Here is a 20,993-nt window from a genome sequence, read left to right as displayed (position 1 = left end):
GGCGCCCGCCGCCGAACCGGCCCCGCCGCCGCCCGCGCCCGGCGTCTCGACCGTCACCGTGCTGGACGCCGCCGCCCGCGCGGCCCTGCCGTTCACGGTCGAACTGCCGCCGGGCTTCCAGATCGTCACCGGCCGTCCGGGGCCGGATTTCAAAATCTATACGATCCGTCGCGGCGAGCACTCGTTCGTCATGGTCTATGTCGGTCCGGCCTCGCAGTTCCCGATCTACTCCGGGCAGCAGATCGAGGCGGGCGGACGCCTGAGCGTGATCGCGACCGAGGACGGCCAGCGCCACGCGATGGAGCACCTCTTCCAGCGGGCCACGGCGCCGCGCGAGGTGCACATCTGGACCATGAGCCTTGAGGGCGCCGACCGGGCCCTGGCCGAGCAGATCGCCCAGTCGGTCGACGTGCGATAGACGTCAGGCCCGTCGCACCGGCGTGTCGGTCGGGCCCAGCCGGATCCCGCGCGTCCCGGCGAAGACCAGAACCTCCTGACCCGGCGCGGCGGCCCAGCGGCGCAGGGTCGCCTGATAGGGCTCGCGCCGCCAGTCGTGCGGCCGCGTCGCATCGCATTCGACGATCAGCCGCGCGCCGCCCTGTTCGCTGTGCAGGACGAAGCCCGCCTGCGACGGCTTCCAGTCGTCGTCCAGCGCCTCGGTCAGCAGCCACAGGCAGTTGAACACCCGGCAGTCGTCGGGGCGGTCCTCATAGACGGCGCAGCCCCGCGACTTGCTGAAGTGACGGCACCACTTGCCGGCGGGCTTGTTCAGCGCCGTCACCCCCATCAGCTTGCAGCACAGGCCGCAGTCGCCGCAGGACTTGCTCAAGTCCGTCAGGTCTCCGACCAGACGGCCAGTTCGTTCCCGGCCGGGTCGCGGAAGTGGAAGCGGCGTCCGCCGGGGAAGTCGAAGATCGGTTTCACGACCACGCCGCCCGCCGCTTCGACCTTGGCCAGCATGGCGTCGAGGTCGCGGGCGTAGAGGACGGGCAGGGGTGTCTTCGTCGCCTCGGCGGAGTCGCCGTCAAAGCCGCCGTCCAGCCCCTCGTTGAAGGCCGCGTAGGACGGGCCGTAGTCCACGAAGGTCCAGCCGAAGGCCGCGCCGTAAAACGTCTTCACCGTCGGCAGGTCGCCGCCCGGCAGCTCGAGATAGTCCAGCTTTCCGTCTTCACGCATGTCTTCTCAGCCTGTTTGAGGAACGCCATCCGGCATCCTCTGTGACACGCGGCGCTTCCCGCCGGAAGGGGCTGTCACCACTCCGGATCAATCCCTGAAGCTCGGGTCCTTCATGGCCAGCCATTCGGTTTCAGGGATCGGCTCGCAGCCTGTGAGAATGTCGTTCTCGATGATGACCCTGTAGTACGAGAACGTCCGCGTATCGGGATCCCCGGATCGATGCACGCCGATCCCACTGATCTCCACGCGGCCGGGGGTGCAGTCTGGCTTGGGGAAGTCGAACCACTTGAGCGTGTCGCCGATCTTGTAGTCGAGCAGTCGCACAAAGCCCCATTTGAACTGCACTTCGACCGGCCCGGAAGCCGTCTCGATCATCAGGTTGTTGAACAGGCCCATGCCGCGCTTCGTCTTGGCTCCGTCATAAGAGGCTCGACCATAGGCGCCTCATCCCCTTCGATGCCAGCGCCACGAATGAGGCCCCTGCGAAAGTGGGCGCGAAGCTGTGATCGGGCTTTTTCCACCGCGGCGCTTGCCAGCCGATGGAATCCGCGCGAACCTGCAAATCGTTCGCAATCGCAGGACTGGCCCGATGATCGTACTGACCACAGGACAGGCTTCGCTGACCCGCCTCATGCAGGCGGACGCCGCGCCGCGATCACAGCACCTCGCGCCGCGAAAGGTGCAGGGTCAGGGTGATCAGCGCCAGCAGACCGACACCGCCGCCCAGCCCCAGCGCGGTGGTCACGCGCCAAGGTTCTGAGGACAGCATGTTCACCGGCATCTGCCAGGGCAGGAAGACGCCGGCCTTCGCCGAGGTGGCGACGACCGCGAAGAAGGTGCCGCCGATCCCGACGACCAGCCCCGGCACGAAGCTGGCGTAGCGCAGGGCCGTCCACAGCTGGATCGCCACCATCAACAGGGCGGCGCAGAGCATCAGGCCCAGGGTTCCGGCGTGCCGGGCCAGATCGGGCGTGCCGGTCGGTTCGAGTTCCGGCCGCAGGGCGACGGCCAGCCGGACCGCCAGCCAACTGAAGACCAGCACCGCCACGCTCATCGCCGCCACCACGGCCAGGATGCAGATGGCCTTGGCGGCGTAGATTTTCCAGCGGGCCAGGGGCAGGGCGCGCAGGTGGTCCCAGCTCTTCGGGCCATGCTCCATGTGCGCCACCAGGGCGGTCAGGGCGGTCACGCTCATGGGCAGCATGAAGAAGGCCCAGATGGCGCCCGAGCCGGCCATCCACATCTCCCAGGGCATGGGCGCCTTGCCGCGCATGACGTTGAAGAACTGGAAGATCGCGATCAGCGACGGGGCGGCGACGGCCAGCAGGGCGGCCAGCGAGCGGTTCAGCTTGCGGGCCTCGACGGAAAGAACGGTCAGCATCAGGCGGCCTCCGGCTCAGGCTTGGGTGGGGACACGTCGCGGTAGATGCCTTCCAGCGAGCGGGCGCGGGGTCCGATGGCGAAGACGTTCAGTCCGGCCTCGATCAGGGCGCGGTTCAGGGCGGCCGCGGCGGCGCGGGCGTCCTCGCCGGGCTTCAGCCGGGCCACGGCCTCGTCCTCCGTACGGTCGAGGGTGAAGCCGCGCGCGGTCGCCAGGGCCGCCGCGCGGGTCTGGTCATCGGTCTGGAAGGCGATCTCGGGGGCCAGATCGGCCCTCAGCCGGCCGAGCGCACCCTCCAGCACCAGCCGGCCCTGGCTCAGGATGCCGACGTGGGTGGCGGTCTGTTCGATTTCGCCCAGCAGGTGGCTGGACAGCAGGACCGTGGCGCCGGTCCGCTCGGGCAGGGCGCGCAGGAAGCGGCGCATGTCGGCGATGCCGTCCGGGTCCAGTCCATTGGTCGGCTCGTCAAGGATCAGCACCGGCGGCGCGCCCAGCATGGCGCGGGCCAGGCCCAGCCGCTGCCGCATGCCCAGGGAGTAGTCGCTGACCCGGCGGTTCGCATCGGCAGTCATCTCGACCACCTCCAGCACCCGGTCGATCTCGGTCTTCGGCAAGCCCAGCAGGGTGCGGGTCAGGTCCAGGTTCTCCCGCCCCGACAGATTGCCGTAGAAGCCGTGCGCCTCCAGCAGCGCCCCGACCCGCCGCGCCGCGCCCTGGCGGTCGCGCGCCACGTCGATCCCGTCGATCAGCGCCTGTCCCGATGTCGGGGCGATCAGACCCAGCAGCATCTTCAGCGTCGTCGTCTTGCCCGCGCCGTTGCGGCCCAGAAAGCCGTAGACGGCCTTGTCAGGCACCATCATCGACACGCCGTCGACCGCCGGAGTTCGTCCGAAGCGGCGTGTGAGTCCGTGGGTCTGGATGGCGGCGGCCATGTCGGCGCTCTCGATTTCGTTTAAGTCGGATTTAAAGTTGCGAAGCACGCGTCTTTAAGTCAAGATTAAAGACAGGACAGGTTTCCACCCCCGCCGGAGCGACCCGTGAGCCAGACCGAGACCGACCGCTTTCGCCTGATGTGCCGCCAGTTCAACTGGCTGGCGATCTTCATGGTCTGTAGTGTCGGGGCCCTGCTGGCCCTGATGTTCGTCGTGTCGCCGGTGGTGTTCCTGACACGGGGCGGACCGTCGGCCTTCACCGACCTCTGGCTGGCCGAGGTGATCCGGGCGTTGCCGCAGCTCTTCTATCTGTTCGCGGTGTGGTCGATCGGGTCGGCCATGGGCCAGTTGGCGAAGGGCCGGCTGATCCAGCCGGTGCTGGCCGGCGCCCTGCGCCGGGTCGGCCTGGCCCTCGGCTTCGGCGGTCTGTTGAGCGTGTTCGGGATCACCAACCTTTTGCGCCTGATCAAGGGCGGGGCCGGCGGATGGGCCTATTTCGACGTCTCGGGCATGACGCTCGGCATGATCGGCGGCGCCCTGTTCCTGCTCGGTCGGGTGATCGAACAGGCGGGCCGCGTCCAGGCCGAACTCGATGAAATGATCTGATGCCCATTCGCGTCACTCTCGACCAGCTTATTGTGAGCAAGGGCCTGAAGGCCCGCGACCTGGCGCAACAGGTCGGCCTCAGCGAGACCCAGCTGTCCCTGTTCCGCTCCGGCAAGGTGAAGGGCATCCGCTTCCGGACGCTGGCGAAGCTGTGCGCCGCGCTGGACTGCAGGCCGGGCGACCTGCTGGACTACGAGTTCGACGCGGCGGACCTGCTGGGGGATGAGGAGGAGTAGGGCGCTAGACCCACCCCAGCCTCTGCCCCCACCGCAGCACCAGTTCCGGCCAGACCGCCGCCGGCTTGCCCGCGATCAGCCGGATGCCGAACCCGTGGCCGCCCTCCTGGAACAGGTGCGCCTCGACCGGCACGCCCGCGGCGCGGATCGCCGGCAGCAGCGACAGGCTGTTCTCGACCGGCACGGCCTCGTCATCCATGGCGTGCAGCAGGAAGACCGGCGGGCGGCCGGTCCAGTCCATCCGCTCCAGCGAATAGCGCGTGATCGCCTCCGCCGACGGCGTCTCGCCCAGCATCTCCTTGCGTGAGCCCGCGTGGACGTGCGGATCGCTCATGGTCGCGACCGGATAGAGCAGGATCGACAGGTCGGGCCGCATCGAGACGGCGTCGATGCCGTCGACCGGTGCATAGGTGTCATCCGTCCGCGCCGTCAGCATCCCGGCCAGATGCCCGCCCGCGGAGGCGCCCAGCACCGCCACCCGCGCCGGGTCCAGACCGTCTGCGGCGGCCCGGGCGCGGACGATCCGCAAGGCGCGCTGGGCATCCTGCAAGGGCGCGTCCGGTCCCGCCGCCCAGCCGTCGCCGGGCAGGCGATAGCGCAGGACGAAACAGGTGATCCCGGCGGCCGCGAACACCCGCGCGCAGTCCAGCCCCTCCTTGTCCACCACCGCCCATTTGTAGCCCCCGCCGGGGATCAGCAGCAGGCTGGCCCCGTTCGGCCGCTCCGGCCGCAGGACGGTCAGGATCGGATCGGTGGTGTAGCGGGCGAAGCGGTCATGGAAGCTTGGGTCTGTCGAGCGCTCGGTGACCACCGGCGTGACCGTGACCCGCTCGCGGCCGGGCGCCGCGCCGGGCCACAGGCGGATCGTCTCGGTCGGGTCGGGCGGCGCGAGCGTCTGCGACACCGGTGTCATGGCGAGCGCCGGGAGGGGCGTCGCGGCGGCTGCGGCCAGGCCGAGCGCGCCTCTGCGGGTGGTGATCATGGGGATGCCTCCGAAGGGGAGGCTAGGGCGAAGATGGCTGGATCAGCAAGCGCGCTTCCTTCTCCCCTCGAGGGAGAAGGTGGCCCGGAGGGCCGGATGAGGGGGCTCTATCCGCGCCTGAATTGGAAAGAGGGAAGCCGTCGCCGACTTCCCCCTCGTCCGTCTCGCTTCGCGAGCCACCTTCTCCCTCGAGGGGAGAAGGAAACTCAAGCCAGCTCCACCGCCATCGCCACGGCTTCGCCGCCGCCGATGCACAGGCTGGCCACGCCCTTGGTCCCGCCACGCGCCTGCAGCGCCGCCAGCAGGGTGGCCAGCACTCGCGCGCCCGAGGCGCCGATGGGATGGCCCAGCGCCGTCGCGCCGCCATTCACATTCAGCTTGTCGTGCGAAATGCCCAGCTCGCGCATGGCGATCATCGGCACCACGGCGAAGGCCTCGTTGACCTCCCACAGATCCACGTCCTCGACCGACCAGCCGGCCTTGGCCAGCGCCTTCTGCATGGCGGGGACCGGGGCGGTGGTGAATTTGGCCGGCTCATGGGCGTGGGCGGCCTGGCCGACGATGCGGGCGAGCACCGGCATACCGAGGGCGCGGGCGACGCTCTCGCGGGTCACGACCAGGGCGGCGGCGCCGTCCGAGATCGAGGCCGAGGAGGCGGCGGTGATGGTGCCGTCCTTGGCAAAGGCGGGTTTCAGGTTGGGGATCTTGGACGGATCGGCCTTGGCGGGCTGTTCGTCCTCGCTGACCGTGACCGGCCCCTTGCGCGACTGCACCTCGACCGGAACCACCTCGCCGCCGAAGGCGCCGCCCGTGACCGCCGCATTGGCGCGGTTCAGGCTCTCGATGGCGTAGGCGTCCTGATCCTCGCGGGTGAACTGGTACTCATTGGCCGTGTCCTGGGCGAAGGAGCCCATCGGCTTGCCGGGCTGATAGGCGTCCTCCAGGCCGTCCATCATCATCGAGTCGACGATGACGTCATGGCCGATGCGGGCGCCGCCGCGGTGCTTGTTCATCAGATAGGGGGCGCCGGTCATCGACTCCATGCCGCCCGCCACGATGATGTCGGCCGACCCGGCCTTGATGGCGTCGGCGGCCATCATCACCGCCTGCAGGCCCGAGCCGCACATCTTGTTCACGGTCGTCGCCTCGACGTGCTGGCCGAGGCCCGCGCCCAGCGCCGCCTGACGGGCCGGGGCCTGACCCAGACCGGCGGGCAGGACGCAGCCCATGTAGATCTGCTCGACCTTCTCGGGCGCGACGCCCGCGCGCTCGACGGCGGCCTTGACCGCGACGGCGCCCAGCTCGGTCGCCTTCACGCCGGACAGCGCGCCCTGGAAGCCGCCCATGGGGGTGCGGGCGAAGGAACAGATGACGACCGGATCGGACATCGAGAGCATCCTTTATAAAAACGTTTGGCGGCCCAATCGTCGCTTTCGTCGTCCGACGCAAGCGGCTTGATGGTGATCGCAGATCACTCTGCCGTGGGGGCGAGTTCCGGAATCCAGCCGGGGCGGCGCACGCTCACCGGGCGTCCGTCCACGGTCAGCTGGCCGTCCAGCCGGTCGACCCGCACCAGCGCCATCGCGATCCCGTCGCGCCCGCTCAGCACCTCTCCGGCGCGCAGGTCTCCGTTCAGGATTTCCGCGCCGAAGGCCGGAGTCGGGCCATCGAATTCCAGCGGCATCATCCGGTTCTTGATCGTGCCCCGCCGCTTCATGCGCGAGGTCGTCTCTTGGCCGATGAAGCATCCCTTCCGGAAGTCGATGCCGTTCAGCAGGTCGAAATTAGCCTCGATCGGATAGGTCTTGTCGGCGGGCGCATCCGCCGTCGGATCAGGCGCGCCGACGCTCAGCCGGTGGGCCTGCCAGTCGTCCTCGGTGGCGTTGACCCCGACCTCGCCGCCATAGCGCCGCCCGCCCAGCGCCGGCTCGCGCGGATCGACGGCGAAGCCCTCGACCGCGCCGTTCCAGCCGACGAAGATGGGGCGCCCGTCGGCCTCGACGGTGACTGCTGAACGGAGCTTGTACATCGACAGTCGCTGGATCAGCGCCTCCCGCCGCTCCGCCGCCACGTCCAGCAGCACGCCGTCCGCCTCGCCGAAGAGGAACAGGTCGAACAGCAGCCGCCCGGGCGGGGACAGCAGGGCGCCGAACCGCAACTCGCCCTCCGCCAGCGTCTCCACATCCTGCGTCAGCAGATTGTGCAGGAAGGGCCGGGCATCAGGCCCGCCGACCCGGATCAGGGCGCGGGAGGTCAGGCGGGCGATACGGGTGGTCATGGCCGGTAGATAGGTCATCCCCTCTCCTGATGGGAGAGGGCTACTGCTCCCCCACCGCATACCGCGCCGTGATCCCGTCAGCTTGCCAGTCGTGCTGCTCCAGCTTGTCCAGTGAGCGAACGACGCGGTCCACGAAGGCCGCTGGATCGCCGGCCTCGACCGCCGGGCGCAGCCACTCCGTCACCACCGCGCGCGCCGGATAGGTCCCGACCGGCCCCGGCACGCTCAGCGCCACCTCGATTCCCTCGGCCAGCCAGCCGGCGACCACCGCGAAGAAGTCCTCCGACCCCAGGAAGTCGCTGCGGCGGATGACGAACAGGGTGATCACCCCCTCATCGATGCCGTCCGGCCTGACGATGATCCCGCTGCGGTCCGGTCGCCAGTCGTCGCCCAGTTCGATCACCCGCCACAGGCAGAACCACACCCGGCAGGTCTGCGGGCGGATGGCGTGCACCGAACAGCCCGCCCCGTTGACGCAATAGCCGCACAGCTCGCCCGTCGGTTTGGCCAGTTCAGGCAGGTCCAGCGGGATCACCCGGCAGCACTCGACGCAGCCGCCGCACTCGCGGCCGGGCAGAAGGGGAAGGGTCATGCGGACCTCCTCGCCGGAAAACCTTCGTCCGTCCACAGCTTGCTGCGTCCGCCGCGTCATGTCCCGATGACGGGACGAGAATCCGTATACAACCGCGTCATGGCGGGCCGTTTCCCCATTCTCTACATCGCCGAGGCCGGCGCGGAAGACGCCGTGATGTCGTCGGGCGTCCTGGCCTATCTGGTCGAGGCCATGCCGCAGGCGAGCTTCACCGTGGTCGGCTCGCCGCAGAGCGCGCCCCTGTTCGCGGACACGCCCCGGCTCGACAAGCTGATCGTGCTGGAGAAGGAGGGCCGCCTCGACTGGCTGGGCCTGTGGAACCAGGTGCGGGCGATCAAGTGGGGGCTGGTCGTCGACATGCGCGGCACCACCTTCTCGGGCAAGCTCAGCCGCCAGAAGCGGGCCGTGCGCGGCAAGGACGAGCCGGGCGTCCACAAGGTCGAGCTGGCCGCCCGCGTGCTGCAGCTGGATGAGGTTCCGCCGCCGAAACTGTTCGTCTCGGACGCCACCCGCGCCTCGGTCGACGCCCTGCTGCCGCAGGACGACGCGCCCCTGCTGGTCATCGCGCCGGGCGCCGCCTGGGTGGGCCGGGAGTGGCCGTCGGAACGCTATGCGACCCTCGCTTCGACCCTGACCAATGACGGCCCGCTGGCCGGCGGCCGCGTCGTGGTGCTGGGCGAGGAAAAGGACAAGGACGCGGGCCACACCATCCGCCTGGCCATGCCGCGCCACCGCACCACCGAACTGCCGGGCCGGCTGACGCCGTTGCAGGCGCTGGCGGTGCTGGAGCGGGCGAAGCTCTATCTGGGCGGCGACTCCCTGTGGACCCAGCTGGCCGTGGCCGCGGGCGCGCCGGTCGTGGCCGCCTACGGCCCTTCGGACGAGACGGTGCGCGGCCCGTGGGGCGGCGTCGTCGTGCGCGGCCCCCGCTCGGTCGACGAGTTCCGCAAGATAGACCCCGCCCTCAACCAGGCCATCCTGCACATGAACGAGGTCCCCGCCGACCGCGTGCTGAAGGCCGCAAAGAAGCTGCTGGTCGGGCGGGCGGGCTAGCTTTTTTCCCGCCCGCCCCCTGCCATCGGCCCCGTTTCCGACTATTCAGACCGGCCATGACCTACGACCTGATCGTTCGCGGCGGCGAAGTCGCCAATCACGCCGGACGCGGCCTCGCCGACGTCGGCATCATCGACGGCAAGATCGCCTTCATCGGAGACCTGTCGCAGGCCTCGGCGGGCGAGGTGTTCGACGCCACGGGGCTGACGGTCCTGCCCGGCGTCATCGACACCCAGGTCCATTTCCGCGAGCCGGGTCTGGAGTGGAAGGAAGATCTGGAGACCGGATCGCGCGCGGCCGCTCTGGGCGGCGTCACCGCCGTGTTCGAAATGCCGAACACCGAGCCGAACACCACCGATCCGGTCACGCTGGAAGACAAGCTGGCCCGCGCCCGCGACCGCATGTGGACCGACCACGCCTTCTACATCGGCGGCACCCACGAGAACGCCCGCTTCCTCGGCGAGCTGGAGCGCCTGCCGGGCTGCTGTGGGGTCAAGGTCTTCATGGGCGCCTCGACCGGCACCCTTCTGGTGGCCGATGACGACGGCGTGCGCGAGGTGCTGCGCCATGTGAAGCGTCGCGCCACCTTCCACTCCGAGGATGAATACCGCCTGGTCGAGCGTCGCCCGCTGGCCCGCACCGGCGACTGGACCAGCCACCCGGAGGTTCGCGACCCCGAGAGCGCCATCATGTCGACCCGCCGCCTGGTCGGGCTGGCGAAGGAGACCGGCGCCCGCATCCACGTGCTGCACGTCACCACGGCGGAGGAGATCGAGTTCCTGGCCGGGCACAAGGACGTGGCCACCGTCGAGGTCACGCCCCAGCACCTGACGCTGGACGGGGACGAGGCCTATGACCGCCTGAAGGGTCTGGCCCAGATGAACCCGCCGATCCGCAACAACTATCACATCGCCGGCCTGTGGCGCGGGGTGGAGCAGGGCGTCGCCGACGTGCTGGGCTCGGACCACGCCCCGCATACGCTGGAGGAGAAGGCCCGTCCGTATCCGGCCTCGCCGTCGGGCATGCCGGGGGTGCAGACGCTGGTGCCGGTCATGCTGACCCACGTCGCCAACGGCCGCCTGACGCTGGACCGCTTCATCGACCTGACCAGTCACGGCGCCAATCGCGTCTTCGGCATCGCCGGCAAGGGCCGGATGGCCGAGGGCTACGACGGCGACCTGACCATCGTCGACCTCAAGAAGAAGCACGTGCTGAAGCACGAGGACATGGCCACCCGCTCGGGCTGGACTCCGTTCGACGGCTTCGAGGCCACCGGCAAGGCCATGGCCACCATCGTGCGCGGCCGCATCGTCATGCGCGACGGCGAACTGCAGGGAACCGCCCACGGCCGCCCCGTCCGCTTCCAGGAGACCCTCGCCTGATGCAACTCTCGGAACAGATCGTCCTCGTCACCGGCGGGGCGCGCGGCGTCGGCGCCGCCGTGATCCGCGCCTTCGCCCGTGAAGGCGCGCGCGTGGTCATCAATTTCCGCGCCAGCGAGGACGCCGCCCGCGAGCTCGTTGACGAGTTCCCGGAGCAGGCCGTCGCTTTCCGCGCCGACGTCACCGACCGCGAGGCGGTGTACGAAATGGTCGCCATGGCCGAGGACGTCTTCGGCGCCCCGGTCACCACCGTGGTCAACAATGCGCTGGACTACAGCTTCAACGGCGACGCCCGGTCCAAGTTCGAGGACCTGGACTGGTCCGAGATCGACGATCAGTTCACCACCGTCGTGCGCGGGGCGCTGAACGTCATCCAGGCGGCCACGCCGGCCATGGCCGCCAACGGCTTCGGCCGGGTGGTCAACATCGGCACCAACCTGTTCCAGAACCCGGTCGTGCCCTACCACGACTACACCGCCGCCAAGGCCGCCCTGCTCAGCCTGACCCGCACGGCGGCGGCCGACCTCGGCCCGCAGGGGATCACGGTCAACATGGTTTCGGGCGGTCTGCTGCGCACCACCGACGCCAGCCGCGCGACCCCGGACGCCGTCTTCGACCTGATCGCCGGCATGACCCCGCTGCGCTCGGTCACGACGCCGGAAGAGTTCGCGGACGCCGTCCTATTCTTCGCCTCGCCCTGGAGCCGCGCGGTGACGGGCCAGAACCTCGTCGTGGACGGCGGGCTGGTCAGGGACTGACGAAAACGGCCCGGAGACTGGGGCAACAGTCATCCGGGCCGCGGCTCGCTTGCTATGTTTCCGGAAATCCCGGGCTGATTTCCGTGGCCCGGTTTACGCCGCCCGCGCCATTGACTGCGCGCCGCCCCCGGCGATGCGGAAGCGCTGGATCAGGGCGGCCAGCTGCTCGGCCTCATGGCTCAGGGCCTGGTTTGCGGCGGTGGTCTGCTCGACCATGGCGGCGTTCTGCTGGGTGGTCTGGTCCATCTGGTTGACGGCGGTGTTGACCTCGACCAGCCCCACGGCCTGCTCATTGGCGGAGGCGGCGATCTCGCCGGCCAGTTCATTGATCCGGGCCACCTGGCCGATCAGGGCGGTCAGGGCGCCGCCGGTCCGGGAAACCAGGCGCGCACCCTCGCCGACGCTGGCGCTGGAGGCGGCGATCAGCTCCTTGATCTCCCTGGCCGCGTCGGCCGAGCGCTGGGCCAGGGCCCGCACTTCAGAGGCCACGACCGCGAAGCCGCGACCGGCCTCGCCGGCGCGAGCGGCCTCGACCCCGGCGTTCAGGGCCAGCAGATTGGTCTGGAAGGCGATCTCGTCGATGACCCCGATGATCTCGCCGATCCGGCCCGAGGTGCTTTCGATCTGCTCCATGGCGGCCGTGGTGTCGGCGATGATCCGCTCACGCTCGGCGCCGCCCTTCTGGGCCTCGTCGGTGATGTTGGCGGCGGCGCGGGCGCCCTCGGCGGTCTTCTTCACGGTGACGGTGATCTCGTCCAGGGCGGCGGCGGTCTCCTCCAGCGCGGCGGCCTGACGCTCGGTGCGGCGCGACAGGTCGTCGGTGGCGGTGCTGACCTCGGCCGTGCCCGAGCGCATGGCGCCGGTCAGGACGATGATCTCGCCCATGGTCGTCGACAGGGCGTCCATGGCGGCGTTGTAGTCTTCCTTCAGTTGTCGGCTGCGGGCGGCGAAGGTCGCGTCGATGCGGTGGGTCAGGTCTCCCTGCGCCAGCGCCGACAGCCCCTTGCCCAGGGCTTCCACGACAATGGCGTCCTCTTCGGCCAGCCGGGCGCGCTCGGCTTCCGAGGCGATGCGGGACTGGCGGGCGGTCTCGCGCATGCCTTCAGCCTCACCCTCGACCTCGCGCTGACGGACGGCGGCGTCACGGAACGCCAGGACCGCGCGGGCGATGTGGCCGATGTCGTCGCCGCGCGCGGCCCAGGGGGCCTCGAAATCGGTGTCGCCCTGACGCAGGCGCTCCATGCGATCGCACAGGGCCTTCAGCGGCGAGAACATCCGGCGCGACAGCCACAGGCAGACGCCCAGCACCAGCAGGGCGACCACCGAGCCGCAGATGAACAGCGCCAGCATGACGTGGTTCACGGAGGCGAGGAAGTCCGCCTTCGGCACGCCGACGTAGAGCACGCCCACGGTCTGACCGGCGGCGTTCTTGATCGGGTCGTAGGCGACGAAATAGGGCTTGCCGAGAATGTCGGCGCTGCCGCGATACGGCTTCCCTTCGCGAAGGACGGCGTCATAGACCGGGCCGGCCTTGAGCGTGGTGCCCACCGCCCGCGATCCGTCGTCCTTGACGACATTGGTCGTCACCCGCATGTCGCCGCGGAAGACCGTGGCGGTGCCGCCGACCAGCGCCTTGATGCGGTCGACCGGTTCGACGAAGTCGTTCAGCGGCGTCTCGCCGACCATCAGGGTCTCGCCCTGTACGGCGAAGCCGTCGCCATAGTCCGCCAGGACGTCCCAGGCGACGCGCATATTGGTTTCCTGCCGCTCGGCCGCGCGTTCCGCCGCGTCGCGTGACAACAGGACCGAGGCCACGCTGATCAGGGAGACTGTCAGGACGCCGAGAGCGACGACCACCATGAGGGCTGTCTTTGCGGACAACGAGAGGGAGCTGCGCTTCATGTCTGACCTGATCATGGACGCCGGAAACGCGGGGCCTGGCTCTCCCTCAAGCACAGGAACCCTGATCAGCAGGTTCACGGACGTTTACGGTAAATCCCGTAACGCGGTGATCTGTCGCAATCGGCTGAAATCAGATGGAAAAGCTGACGCCGCAACCACAGCTTGAGGCAGCGTTCGGATTCCTGACGACGAACTGGGCGCCGGCGAGGTCGTCGACGAAGGCGATCTCCGAGCCCTTGAGGAAGGGCAGGGAGACGGGGTCGACCACGGCCGACTGCCCGGCGGTTTCAATGCGGATGTCGTCGGCGTCGCCCGCCTCGATCAGCTCGAAGCGATACTGGAAGCCCGAGCAGCCGCCACCGTCCACGGCCACGCGCAGCAGGACCGGGCGGCCCTCGATCTCGCCCAGTTTCGCCAGACGCCGGGCGGCGCTGTCGGACAGGGTCAGGCCATGACCGCCGGTGGGGGCGGAGATGGTGAAGGCGGGGGCGGATTGGACGGTGCTCACAAGGGCCTATATGAGGCGCGCACGGGCGTTCGCAAAGGCCCGTCCTCGCGAATGAGCAGCCGAACTTGATCCCTGACCGCGCGCCCTACGCCGAATACCCCGAGCACAGCCGCGGACGGCTGTCGCCCGAGCCCATCAGTCGCACCCGCAACGCCTTCGCCCGCGACCGCGACCGGATCATCCATGCGACGGCCTTCCGGCGGCTGAAGGAGAAAACCCAGGTCTTCGTGGCGCACGAGGGCGATCACTACCGCACCCGGCTGACCCACAGTCTGGAGGTGGCGCAGATCGCCCGGTCGCTGGCGCACGCCCTGCGGCTGGACACCGACCTCGCCGAGACGGTGGCCCTGGCCCACGATCTGGGGCACCCGCCGTTCGGTCACGCGGGCGAGGACGAACTTCAGGCCTGCATGGCGCAGTGGGGCGGGTTCGACCACAACGTTCAGACCTTCCGCGTCGTCACCAAGCTGGAGGAGCGGTATCCACAGTTCGACGGGCTGAACCTGAGCTGGGAGACCGTCGAGGGCGTGGTCAAGCACAACGGTCCCGTCAGCCATCGGCTGGACGAGCCGGCCTGGAAGGCCATCGCCGACTATGCGCCGGGCTGGGACCTGCGGCTGGACAGCTTCGCCTCGCTGGAGGCGCAGGCCGCCGCCATCGCCGACGACATCGCCTACAATAACCACGACGTCGACGACGGGGTTCAGGCGGGCCTGTTCACCCTCGACGATCTGATGGACGTGCCCCTGATCGGGCCGGTGCTGCACGGGGTCCGCGCCGACTGGCCCGATATCGATGCGCGCATGGTGCGGATCGAGGCCGTGCGCCGGATGATCGGAGTCATGGTCGAGGACGTGCTGGCCGAGACCGGACGGCGGCTGGAGGCCGACGACATCCGTTCGACCGAGCACGTGCGCACCGCCTCGCGGACCCTCGTCGCCTTCTCGCCGGCCATGCTGGCCGATCTCGGCGTGCTCCGGAAATTCCTGTTCGAGCGGATGTACCGCCACTATCGCGTCAACCGCACCCGCAGTCAGGCGCGACGTATCCTGTCGGAGATGTTCCAGCTGTTCATGGCGGAGCCGGAAACCATGCCGCCGGAATGGTCCAGGCCCGCCCGAGACGGCGACGAGACGCGGCGCGCCCGCGCCGTCTGCGACTACATCGCGGGGATGACCGACCGCTATGCGATCGAGGAACACAAGAAGCTGTTCAGCCTCGACCTCGCCCTCGATCTGTGATTCGTAAGCCGGGCCGGGGCGGGTAGAGTAATGGGCCGGCGCGAGCGATTCGCGCCCGGCTGAAGAGGCGCGGTCATGTCCCACGAAGATCCCTATCGTCCGAACCCGGGTCGCGACCGCGGCGCCTATACCCCGCCGACCGAGGATGACCTGCCGTTTGATCGCGGCGGCTATGATCCCCGTCGCGGCGGCGGCGCCGGAGGTCCCGTCGGCGGCGGCCGCACCCCGCCCCTGACCCTGATCATCAGCGTCGTGGTGCTGGTGGCGATCATTCTCGCGGTGCTGGTGATGAAGCCGTGGGAGTCCGCCAGCCCGGACAAGGCCCCGCCCGCCGTCGGCACGCCGGTCGGCGAGATCAAGGTCGACCCGCCGGTCGACGCCCAGCCGGTCGATCCGGAAGCGGGCATCGACGTCTATTCCGCCGGCGAGCCGACGACCACGCCGCCGACCTTCGTGCCCCCGCCCGAGGCCGTCCAGCCGCGGCCGGAGCCCCGCGCCGAGCCCGCGCCGCCCGTCACCCGTCCCGCGCCGGCCCCGACCAAGGCCGAGCCCGCGGCTCCGGCCACCACCGGCGGGACGTCGGGCGTCCAGATCGGCGCCTTCTCGACCCCTGCCATCGCCGAGCGCGAGTACGGCCAGGTGGTCGGGCGCTACGGCGCCCTGACCCGCGGCGCCAGCCGCCGGGTGCAGGAAGTGACCTCGTCGTCCGGCTCGACCCTCTATCGCACCACCGTCACCGGCCTGAGCCGCGAGCAGGCGACCGCCCTGTGCAGCGCCATCAAGGCCGACGGCGGCGACTGCATCGTGCGTTGATCGCCCGGTGACCTCGGCGGCGATCTACGGCTGCGCCGGACATCGGCTGACGGAGGAGGAGCGCGCCTTCTTCTCCGACGCCCGGCCGTGGGGCTTCATCCTGTTCCGCCGCAATGTGGACAGCCCGGACCAGCTTCGGGCCCTGACCGACGAGCTGCGCGACTGCATCGCCGGCGATGAGCGGACGCCTGTCCTGATCGACCAGGAGGGCGGGCGCGTGCAGCGGATGGGGCCGCCGCACTGGCCGAAATATCCGCCGGGCGACGCCTTCCTGAAGGCGACCAACGACCCGTCGGCGGCCCGCGAACTGGCCCGGCTGGGTGGGCGTCTGATGGCGCACGAGCTGAAGGCGGTGGGGATCAACGTCGACTGCGCCCCCGTTCTCGACGTCCCGGTGCCGGGCGCCCACGACATTATCGGCGACCGCGCCTATGCCCGCGATCCGGAGACGGTGGCCCTGCTGGGCCGCGCGGTGGCCGAGGGCCTGCTGGCCGGCGGGGTGCTGCCGGTGATCAAGCACATGCCGGGGCACGGTCGGGCCTTCGCCGACACCCACAAGGAACTGCCGACCGTCCACGCCGATCTGGACACGCTGGACGGCTGGGACTTCGCCCCGTTCAAGGCCCTGTCGGACATGCCGATCGGCATGACGGCCCACATCGTCTTCACGGCGATCGACCGGAAGCATCCGGCGACCCAGTCGAAGAAGGCGATCCGGATGATTCGCGAGCGGCTGGGCTTCAACGGCCTGCTGCTGTCCGATGATCTGGTCATGAACGCCCTGTCCGGCACCCTGAAGGAACGGGCCGAGAAGTCCCTGAAGGCCGGATGCGATCTGGTGATCCACTGGAACGGCGTGCTGGAGGAGATGCGTCAGGTGGCCGAGGGGACCGGCAAGCTGAAGGGCGGCGCCAAACGCCGCGCCGAGGCGGCGCTGGCCCGGATCGTCGATACACCCGAGCCGCTGGACTACCGCGAGGCCCGGGATCGCTTTGATGCGGTCCTCGCCGGCCGGCTCGATGCGGCCAGGGGGCCGGATGTGGCGGAGGCCTAGATGACCTCAAGCAGCGCAAGGCGCGTCAGGTCAAAGACATGACGGACGCTTTCCAGCCCAACCTGGATTTCGCGGCGGCCGAGCAGGTCGACACCCGCGACGCCTTCGTGGTCGATCTGGAAGGCTATGAAGGCCCGCTGCACGTGTTGCTGGCGCTGGCGCGGACCCAGAAGGTGGACCTGCTCAAGCTGTCCATCACCCGGCTGGCCGAACAGTATCTGGCCTTCGTGCACGAGGCGCGACGCCGCAACTTCTCGCTGGCCGCCGACTATCTCGTGATGGCGTCCTGGTTGGCCTATCTGAAGTCGCGCCTGCTGCTGCCCCGCAACGAGAAAGGCAAGGCGGACGAGGTCCCGGCCGAGGAGATGGCGGCCGCGCTGGCGTTCCGCCTGCAGAAGCTGGAGGCCATGCGCCGGGCGGTCGAGGCGATCCAGTCACGGCCGCAGCTGAAGCGCGACGTCTTCACCCGCGGCGACCCCGAGGCCACGGTCATCATCCCGTCCGACCGCATCGACGCCAGCCTGTATGAGCTGATGGCCGCCTATGTGACCCAGCGGCGGCGCGAGGAGCTGCGGCGCTACAATCCCGGCCAGCGGGTCGAGGCCTTCCAGCTGGAGGCCGCGCGCGACTGGCTGCGCGAAATCCTGCCGCGCATGGAGGAGTGGACCCCGCTCAAACGGGTCGCCCCGGAGAAGTACGAGGACGAGGAGGGGCCGACGCAGGCCAGCTATACAGCCTCGACCCTGTCCGCCAGTCTGGAGCTGGTGAAGGAGGGAGCCATGGACGTGAAACAGGCCGAGGCCTTCGCCGAGATCTTCCTCAAGCGCCGCGGCAAGGGATTGCCGCTGGAACTGACCCCGAACTGATCCGATGAGCATTCAATTCGCCCCTGACGATCTGGAGATCGAACGCCGCGTCGAGGCGCTGCTGTTCGCCGCCGCCGGACCGCTGTCGGCGGCCGAGATCGCGCGACGCCTGCCCGAGGGGGCGGACGTGGGCGGGGCCATCTCGGCCCTGCGCGAGCGATACCAGAACCGGGGCGTGGAGCTGGAATGCGTGGCCGACCGCTGGCGCTTCCGCACCGCCGCCGACCTGTCCTTCATGATGACCGAGGAGCGGGAGGAGCCGCGCCGCCTGTCGAAGGCCGCGCTCGAGACCCTGGCCATCATCGCCTACCACCAGCCCTGCACCCGCGCCGAGATCGAGAGCGTGCGCGGCGTCTCCCTGTCCAAGGGGACGCTGGACCTGCTGCTGGAGATGGGTTTCGTGAAGCTGAAGGGCCGTCGCCGTACGCCCGGTCGCCCGGTGACCTATGCGACGGCGGACAAATTCCTCGAACACTTCAGCCTCGCCAGTCTCTACGACCTGCCGGGCGTGCAGGAGATGAAGGCCGCCGGCCTGCTGGACCTCTCCATCCCGGTCGGCTTCGAGGTGCCCGACCCGACCCGCTCGGGCGACGACGCCGACGAAACGCCCCTGCTGCCGGGCGAGGAAGACTCGCCGGAGTTCGCGCAGGACTTCGTGTCGGAGGACTGAGGGCTGGGTGGCGGTGGCGCCCGGATGTGCGATGCCGGGGCTGCCAAGTGATTAGTGGTTGGTGATTGGTGGTTCGATGCCGCCACCGGTCGCGCAGGACCACACCCGCCCGCAACGCCGCCATCCACTAATCACTATCCACTAGCCACTTTCCGGGCTCGCTGCCCGAAGGTGATGCATTCCGCCCAAACCCCTGCTAACCCGCAGGCATGATCGCTCGCCTTCGCCCCGTTCCGTTCGACCTCGGTCCCGTCCACTTCGTCGGCATCGGCGGCATCGGCATGAGCGGCATCGCCGAGATCATGCTCAAGATCGGCTATTCGGTGCAGGGCTCGGACGCCAAGGCCTCGGCCAATACCGAACGGCTGGAGAAGCTGGGCGCGAAGATCTTCATCGGCCATGACGCCGCCCATGTGGGCGAGGGCGTGTCGGCGGTGGTCTATTCGACCGCGGTCAAGGCCTCGAACCCCGAGATGGTCGCCGCCCGCGAGCGCCGCATTCCGCTGGTCCGCCGCGCCGAGATGCTGGCCGAGCTGATGCGGCTGCAGTTCTCGATCGCCGTGGGCGGCACCCACGGCAAGACGACGACGACCTCGATGGTCGCGGCCCTGCTGGACGCCGCCGGTCTGGACCCGACGGTGGTCAACGGCGGGATCATCAACGCCTACGGCACCAACGCCAAGGTCGGCGACGGCGACTGGATCGTGGTCGAGGCCGACGAGAGCGACGGCAGCTTCCTGCGCCTGAAGTCGACGGTGGCCATCGTCACCAACATCGACCCGGAGCATCTGGATCACTACGGCGACTTCGACGGGGTGCGGAAGGCCTTCGTGGACTTCGTCGAGAACATCCCCTTCTACGGCTTCGCGGCGGTTTGTCTGGACCATCCCGAGGTCCAGCGCCTCGTGGCTTCCATCGATAACCGGCGTCTGGTCACCTACGGCCTGAACCCGCAGGCCATGGTCCGCGCCGAGAACTGCGACATGGGCCCCGACGGCGCCCGCTTTGACGTCGTCATCCAACAGCAGGGCTTGGCCATGCTGGACGAGCCGATCCGCATCACGGGCCTGCATCTGCCGATGGCCGGCTGGCACAACGTCTCCAACGCCTTGGCCGCCATCGCCGTGGCGCGCGAGCTGGACGTCTCGGACGAGGCGATCAAGGCCGGTCTGGCCGGGTTCGGAGGCGTGAAACGCCGCTTCACCACCACGGGCGTGGCCAACGGCGTGCGCGTCATCGACGACTACGGCCATCACCCGGTTGAGATCGCCGCCGTTCTGAAGGCCGCCCGTCAGGTGGCCGAGGGGCGGGTGATCGCCGTGGTCCAGCCGCACCGCTACACCCGCCTGCGCGACCTGATGGAGGAGTTCTCCACCTGCTTCTCGGACGCCGACGCCGTGATCGTGGCCGACGTCTATCCGGCGGGCGAAAGCCCCATCGAGGGCGTGGACAAGCATGCGCTGGTCGACGGCATCCGCCGCTTCGGCCATCGTCACGTCCAGCCGCTGGAGAACGCCGCCGTCCTGCCGCGCGCGATCAAGGAAGAGGCGAAGCCGGGCGATCTGGTCGTCCTGCTCGGCGCCGGCGACATCACCAGCTGGGCCTACGCCCTGCCGGCGCAGCTGGAGGCGCTGTCTTGAGCGACTGGCCCGAAGTCCGCGGCAAGCTGCTGCTGAACGAGCCGCTGGGGCCGTACACCTGGTTCCGGGTGGGCGGGGCGGCGGATGCGCTGTTCATTCCGGCGGACGCCGATGATCTGGCCGACTTCCTGAAGGCGCTGGATCCGGCTGTGCCGGTGACCGTGCTGGGCGTCGGCTCGAACGTCATCGTGCGCGACGGCGGGGTCGAGGGGGTGGTGATCCGGCTGGCGGGGCGCCCGTGGGCCCAGATCACGACCGAGGGCGACACCATCACGGCCGGCGCGGGCGCGCTGGACAGCATGGTCGCCAAGGCCAGCGCGAAAGCGGGCATCGGCGGGCTGGAGTTCTATGCGGGCATTCCGGGCACTATCGGCGGCGCCCTGACCATGAATGCGGGTTGCTACGGCGCGGAGACGAAGGACGTCCTGGTCTCGGCCTGGGGGCTGACCCGGTCGGGAGAGCGGGTGGACTATACGCTGGCCGACTTCGGCTACACCTACCGCCATTCGGTCGTGCCTGAGAATGAGATCATCTGGGTCGAGGCCGTCTATCGCGGCACGTCCGCCGATCCGGAGACGGTTACGGCCAGGATCAACGATATCACCAGTCGCCGCGAGACCACCCAGCCGATCCGCGAAAAGACCGGCGGCTCGACCTTCAAGAACCCGGAAGGCCATTCCTCCTGGAAGCTGGTCGATGAGGCGGGTTGGCGCGGCAAGCTGCACGTGGTGAACGGCGGCGGGGCCATGTTCAGCGAGCTCCACTCCAACTTCATGATCAACCCCGGCGAGGCGACCGCGGCGGACATCGAGGGGCTGGGCGAAGCCGTCCGCGCCGATGTGAAGGCCAGGACCGGCGTCCAGCTGGACTGGGAGATCAAGCGGATCGGTCGCGCGGGCTGATCCCGTTCACCCCCAATTTAT

General features: G+C 69.4%; 24 protein-coding genes. 13 read left to right on the top strand and 11 right to left on the bottom strand.

Annotated elements, in window-relative coordinates:
* Positions 1 to 418 (top strand): hypothetical protein (locus ACLQ7T_RS08235; protein ID WP_420478983.1); only part of this gene is annotated, 418 nt, incomplete at its 5' end.
* Positions 419 to 421: 3 nt separating this feature from the next.
* Here the strand turns inward: ACLQ7T_RS08235 and ACLQ7T_RS08230 are convergent.
* From ACLQ7T_RS08230 to ACLQ7T_RS08210, 5 genes are all read right to left on the bottom strand, one after another.
* Positions 422 to 829, bottom strand: coding sequence for a YkgJ family cysteine cluster protein (locus ACLQ7T_RS08230; RefSeq protein WP_420478982.1), 408 nt, complete (start codon positions 827 to 829; stop codon positions 422 to 424).
* Between the two features lie 5 nt (positions 830 to 834).
* Positions 835 to 1,176 carry a VOC family protein gene (locus tag ACLQ7T_RS08225; protein ID WP_420478981.1) on the bottom strand — a complete coding sequence of 114 codons (342 nt, stop codon included), beginning with the start codon at positions 1,174 to 1,176 and terminating at the stop codon, positions 835 to 837.
* Positions 1,177 to 1,263: 87 nt separating this feature from the next.
* Positions 1,264 to 1,572 carry a hypothetical protein gene (locus tag ACLQ7T_RS08220; RefSeq protein ID WP_420478980.1) on the bottom strand — a complete coding sequence of 103 codons (309 nt, stop codon included), beginning with the start codon at positions 1,570 to 1,572 and terminating at the stop codon, positions 1,264 to 1,266.
* Between the two features lie 259 nt (positions 1,573 to 1,831).
* Positions 1,832 to 2,557 (bottom strand): ABC transporter permease, encoded by a 726-nt coding sequence (locus ACLQ7T_RS08215; protein ID WP_420478979.1) that lies wholly within the window; start codon positions 2,555 to 2,557, stop codon positions 1,832 to 1,834.
* Complete coding sequence (locus ACLQ7T_RS08210; RefSeq protein ID WP_420478978.1) at positions 2,557 to 3,489, bottom strand: ABC transporter ATP-binding protein; 933 nt, start codon at positions 3,487 to 3,489, stop codon at positions 2,557 to 2,559. Before ACLQ7T_RS08210 ends, ACLQ7T_RS08215 begins: the two co-directional genes overlap by 1 nt.
* Positions 3,490 to 3,594: 105 nt before the next feature.
* Between ACLQ7T_RS08210 and ACLQ7T_RS08205 the strand changes: the two genes are divergently transcribed.
* A complete protein-coding gene (locus tag ACLQ7T_RS08205; RefSeq protein WP_420478977.1) occupies positions 3,595 to 4,095 on the top strand; it encodes a DUF2975 domain-containing protein in 501 nt (166 codons plus the stop codon).
* Positions 4,095 to 4,331 carry a helix-turn-helix domain-containing protein gene (locus ACLQ7T_RS08200; RefSeq protein ID WP_420478976.1) on the top strand — a complete coding sequence of 79 codons (237 nt, stop codon included), beginning with the start codon at positions 4,095 to 4,097 and terminating at the stop codon, positions 4,329 to 4,331. The genes ACLQ7T_RS08205 and ACLQ7T_RS08200 overlap by 1 nt, the downstream gene beginning before the upstream one ends.
* A 4-nt stretch (positions 4,332 to 4,335) precedes the next feature.
* Here the strand turns inward: ACLQ7T_RS08200 and ACLQ7T_RS08195 are convergent, their stop codons facing one another.
* The 4 genes from ACLQ7T_RS08195 to ACLQ7T_RS08180 form a co-directional block, all read right to left on the bottom strand.
* On the bottom strand, positions 4,336 to 5,313 hold the full coding sequence (locus ACLQ7T_RS08195; RefSeq protein ID WP_420478975.1) for an alpha/beta hydrolase: 978 nt from the start codon (positions 5,311 to 5,313) through the stop codon (positions 4,336 to 4,338).
* 206 nt (positions 5,314 to 5,519) lie between these two features.
* Positions 5,520 to 6,710, bottom strand: a complete 1,191-nt coding sequence (locus ACLQ7T_RS08190) for a thiolase family protein (protein ID WP_420478974.1) — start codon at positions 6,708 to 6,710, stop codon at positions 5,520 to 5,522.
* 74 nt (positions 6,711 to 6,784) lie between these two features.
* Positions 6,785 to 7,609, bottom strand: coding sequence for a CAF17-like 4Fe-4S cluster assembly/insertion protein YgfZ (ygfZ, locus tag ACLQ7T_RS08185; RefSeq protein WP_420478973.1), 825 nt, complete (start codon positions 7,607 to 7,609; stop codon positions 6,785 to 6,787).
* Positions 7,610 to 7,631: 22 nt separating this feature from the next.
* Positions 7,632 to 8,183, bottom strand: coding sequence for a hypothetical protein (locus ACLQ7T_RS08180; protein WP_420478972.1), 552 nt, complete (start codon positions 8,181 to 8,183; stop codon positions 7,632 to 7,634).
* Between the two features lie 99 nt (positions 8,184 to 8,282).
* Between ACLQ7T_RS08180 and ACLQ7T_RS08175 the strand changes: the two genes are divergently transcribed.
* Genes ACLQ7T_RS08175 through ACLQ7T_RS08165 form a run of 3 tightly spaced genes read left to right on the top strand, consistent with a single transcriptional unit; the run spans position 8,283 to position 11,376 of the window.
* A complete protein-coding gene (locus tag ACLQ7T_RS08175) occupies positions 8,283 to 9,236 on the top strand; it encodes a glycosyltransferase family 9 protein (protein WP_420478971.1) in 954 nt (317 codons plus the stop codon).
* A 56-nt stretch (positions 9,237 to 9,292) separates the two neighbouring features.
* Positions 9,293 to 10,618: a dihydroorotase gene (locus ACLQ7T_RS08170; protein ID WP_420478970.1), complete on the top strand. Its 1,326-nt coding sequence runs from the start codon at positions 9,293 to 9,295 to the stop codon at positions 10,616 to 10,618.
* The gene (locus tag ACLQ7T_RS08165; RefSeq protein WP_420478969.1) at positions 10,618 to 11,376 is read left to right on the top strand and encodes a 3-oxoacyl-ACP reductase; all 759 of its coding nucleotides are present in this window, start codon (positions 10,618 to 10,620) and stop codon (positions 11,374 to 11,376) included. The genes ACLQ7T_RS08170 and ACLQ7T_RS08165 overlap by 1 nt, the downstream gene beginning before the upstream one ends.
* Positions 11,377 to 11,469: 93 nt before the next feature.
* On the opposite strand, the gene ACLQ7T_RS08160 is transcribed toward ACLQ7T_RS08165, so the two are convergent.
* Together ACLQ7T_RS08160 and erpA are read right to left on the bottom strand one after the other, a co-directional pair.
* Positions 11,470 to 13,293, bottom strand: coding sequence for a methyl-accepting chemotaxis protein (locus tag ACLQ7T_RS08160; protein ID WP_420478968.1), 1,824 nt, complete (start codon positions 13,291 to 13,293; stop codon positions 11,470 to 11,472).
* 115 nt (positions 13,294 to 13,408) lie between these two features.
* Entirely contained in the window at positions 13,409 to 13,786 is a 378-nt protein-coding gene (gene erpA, locus ACLQ7T_RS08155; protein ID WP_420478967.1) for an iron-sulfur cluster insertion protein ErpA, read from the bottom strand.
* 65 nt (positions 13,787 to 13,851) lie between these two features.
* Here erpA and ACLQ7T_RS08150 point away from each other — a divergent pair, with 65 nt between their 5' ends.
* The 7 genes from ACLQ7T_RS08150 (at position 13,852) to murB (ending at position 20,972) form a co-directional block, all read left to right on the top strand.
* Positions 13,852 to 15,027: a deoxyguanosinetriphosphate triphosphohydrolase gene (locus ACLQ7T_RS08150; protein WP_420478966.1), complete on the top strand. Its 1,176-nt coding sequence runs from the start codon at positions 13,852 to 13,854 to the stop codon at positions 15,025 to 15,027.
* Between the two features lie 75 nt (positions 15,028 to 15,102).
* Complete coding sequence (locus tag ACLQ7T_RS08145) at positions 15,103 to 15,840, top strand: SPOR domain-containing protein (RefSeq protein ID WP_420478965.1); 738 nt, start codon at positions 15,103 to 15,105, stop codon at positions 15,838 to 15,840.
* A gap of 7 nt (positions 15,841 to 15,847) precedes the next feature.
* Positions 15,848 to 16,894, top strand: coding sequence for a beta-N-acetylhexosaminidase (gene nagZ, locus ACLQ7T_RS08140; RefSeq protein WP_420478964.1), 1,047 nt, complete (start codon positions 15,848 to 15,850; stop codon positions 16,892 to 16,894).
* A gap of 38 nt (positions 16,895 to 16,932) precedes the next feature.
* Positions 16,933 to 17,760, top strand: a complete 828-nt coding sequence (locus ACLQ7T_RS08135; RefSeq protein ID WP_420471561.1) for a segregation and condensation protein A — start codon at positions 16,933 to 16,935, stop codon at positions 17,758 to 17,760.
* A gap of 4 nt (positions 17,761 to 17,764) precedes the next feature.
* Positions 17,765 to 18,430, top strand: a complete 666-nt coding sequence (scpB, locus tag ACLQ7T_RS08130; protein WP_420478963.1) for an SMC-Scp complex subunit ScpB — start codon at positions 17,765 to 17,767, stop codon at positions 18,428 to 18,430.
* A 209-nt stretch (positions 18,431 to 18,639) separates the two neighbouring features.
* On the top strand, positions 18,640 to 20,070 hold the full coding sequence (murC, locus tag ACLQ7T_RS08125; protein ID WP_420478962.1) for a UDP-N-acetylmuramate--L-alanine ligase: 1,431 nt from the start codon (positions 18,640 to 18,642) through the stop codon (positions 20,068 to 20,070).
* Positions 20,067 to 20,972 (top strand): UDP-N-acetylmuramate dehydrogenase, encoded by a 906-nt coding sequence (gene murB, locus ACLQ7T_RS08120; RefSeq protein ID WP_420478961.1) that lies wholly within the window; start codon positions 20,067 to 20,069, stop codon positions 20,970 to 20,972. Before murC ends, murB begins: the two co-directional genes overlap by 4 nt.
* Positions 20,973 to 20,993: the final 21 nt, after the last annotated feature.

The sequence above is a fragment of the Brevundimonas sediminis genome (assembly GCF_048799765.1).
Taxonomy (GTDB): Bacteria; Pseudomonadota; Alphaproteobacteria; order Caulobacterales; family Caulobacteraceae; genus Brevundimonas.
Note: the sequence above shows the minus strand (reverse complement) of the source record. Positions and strands in the feature narration are given on the sequence as shown.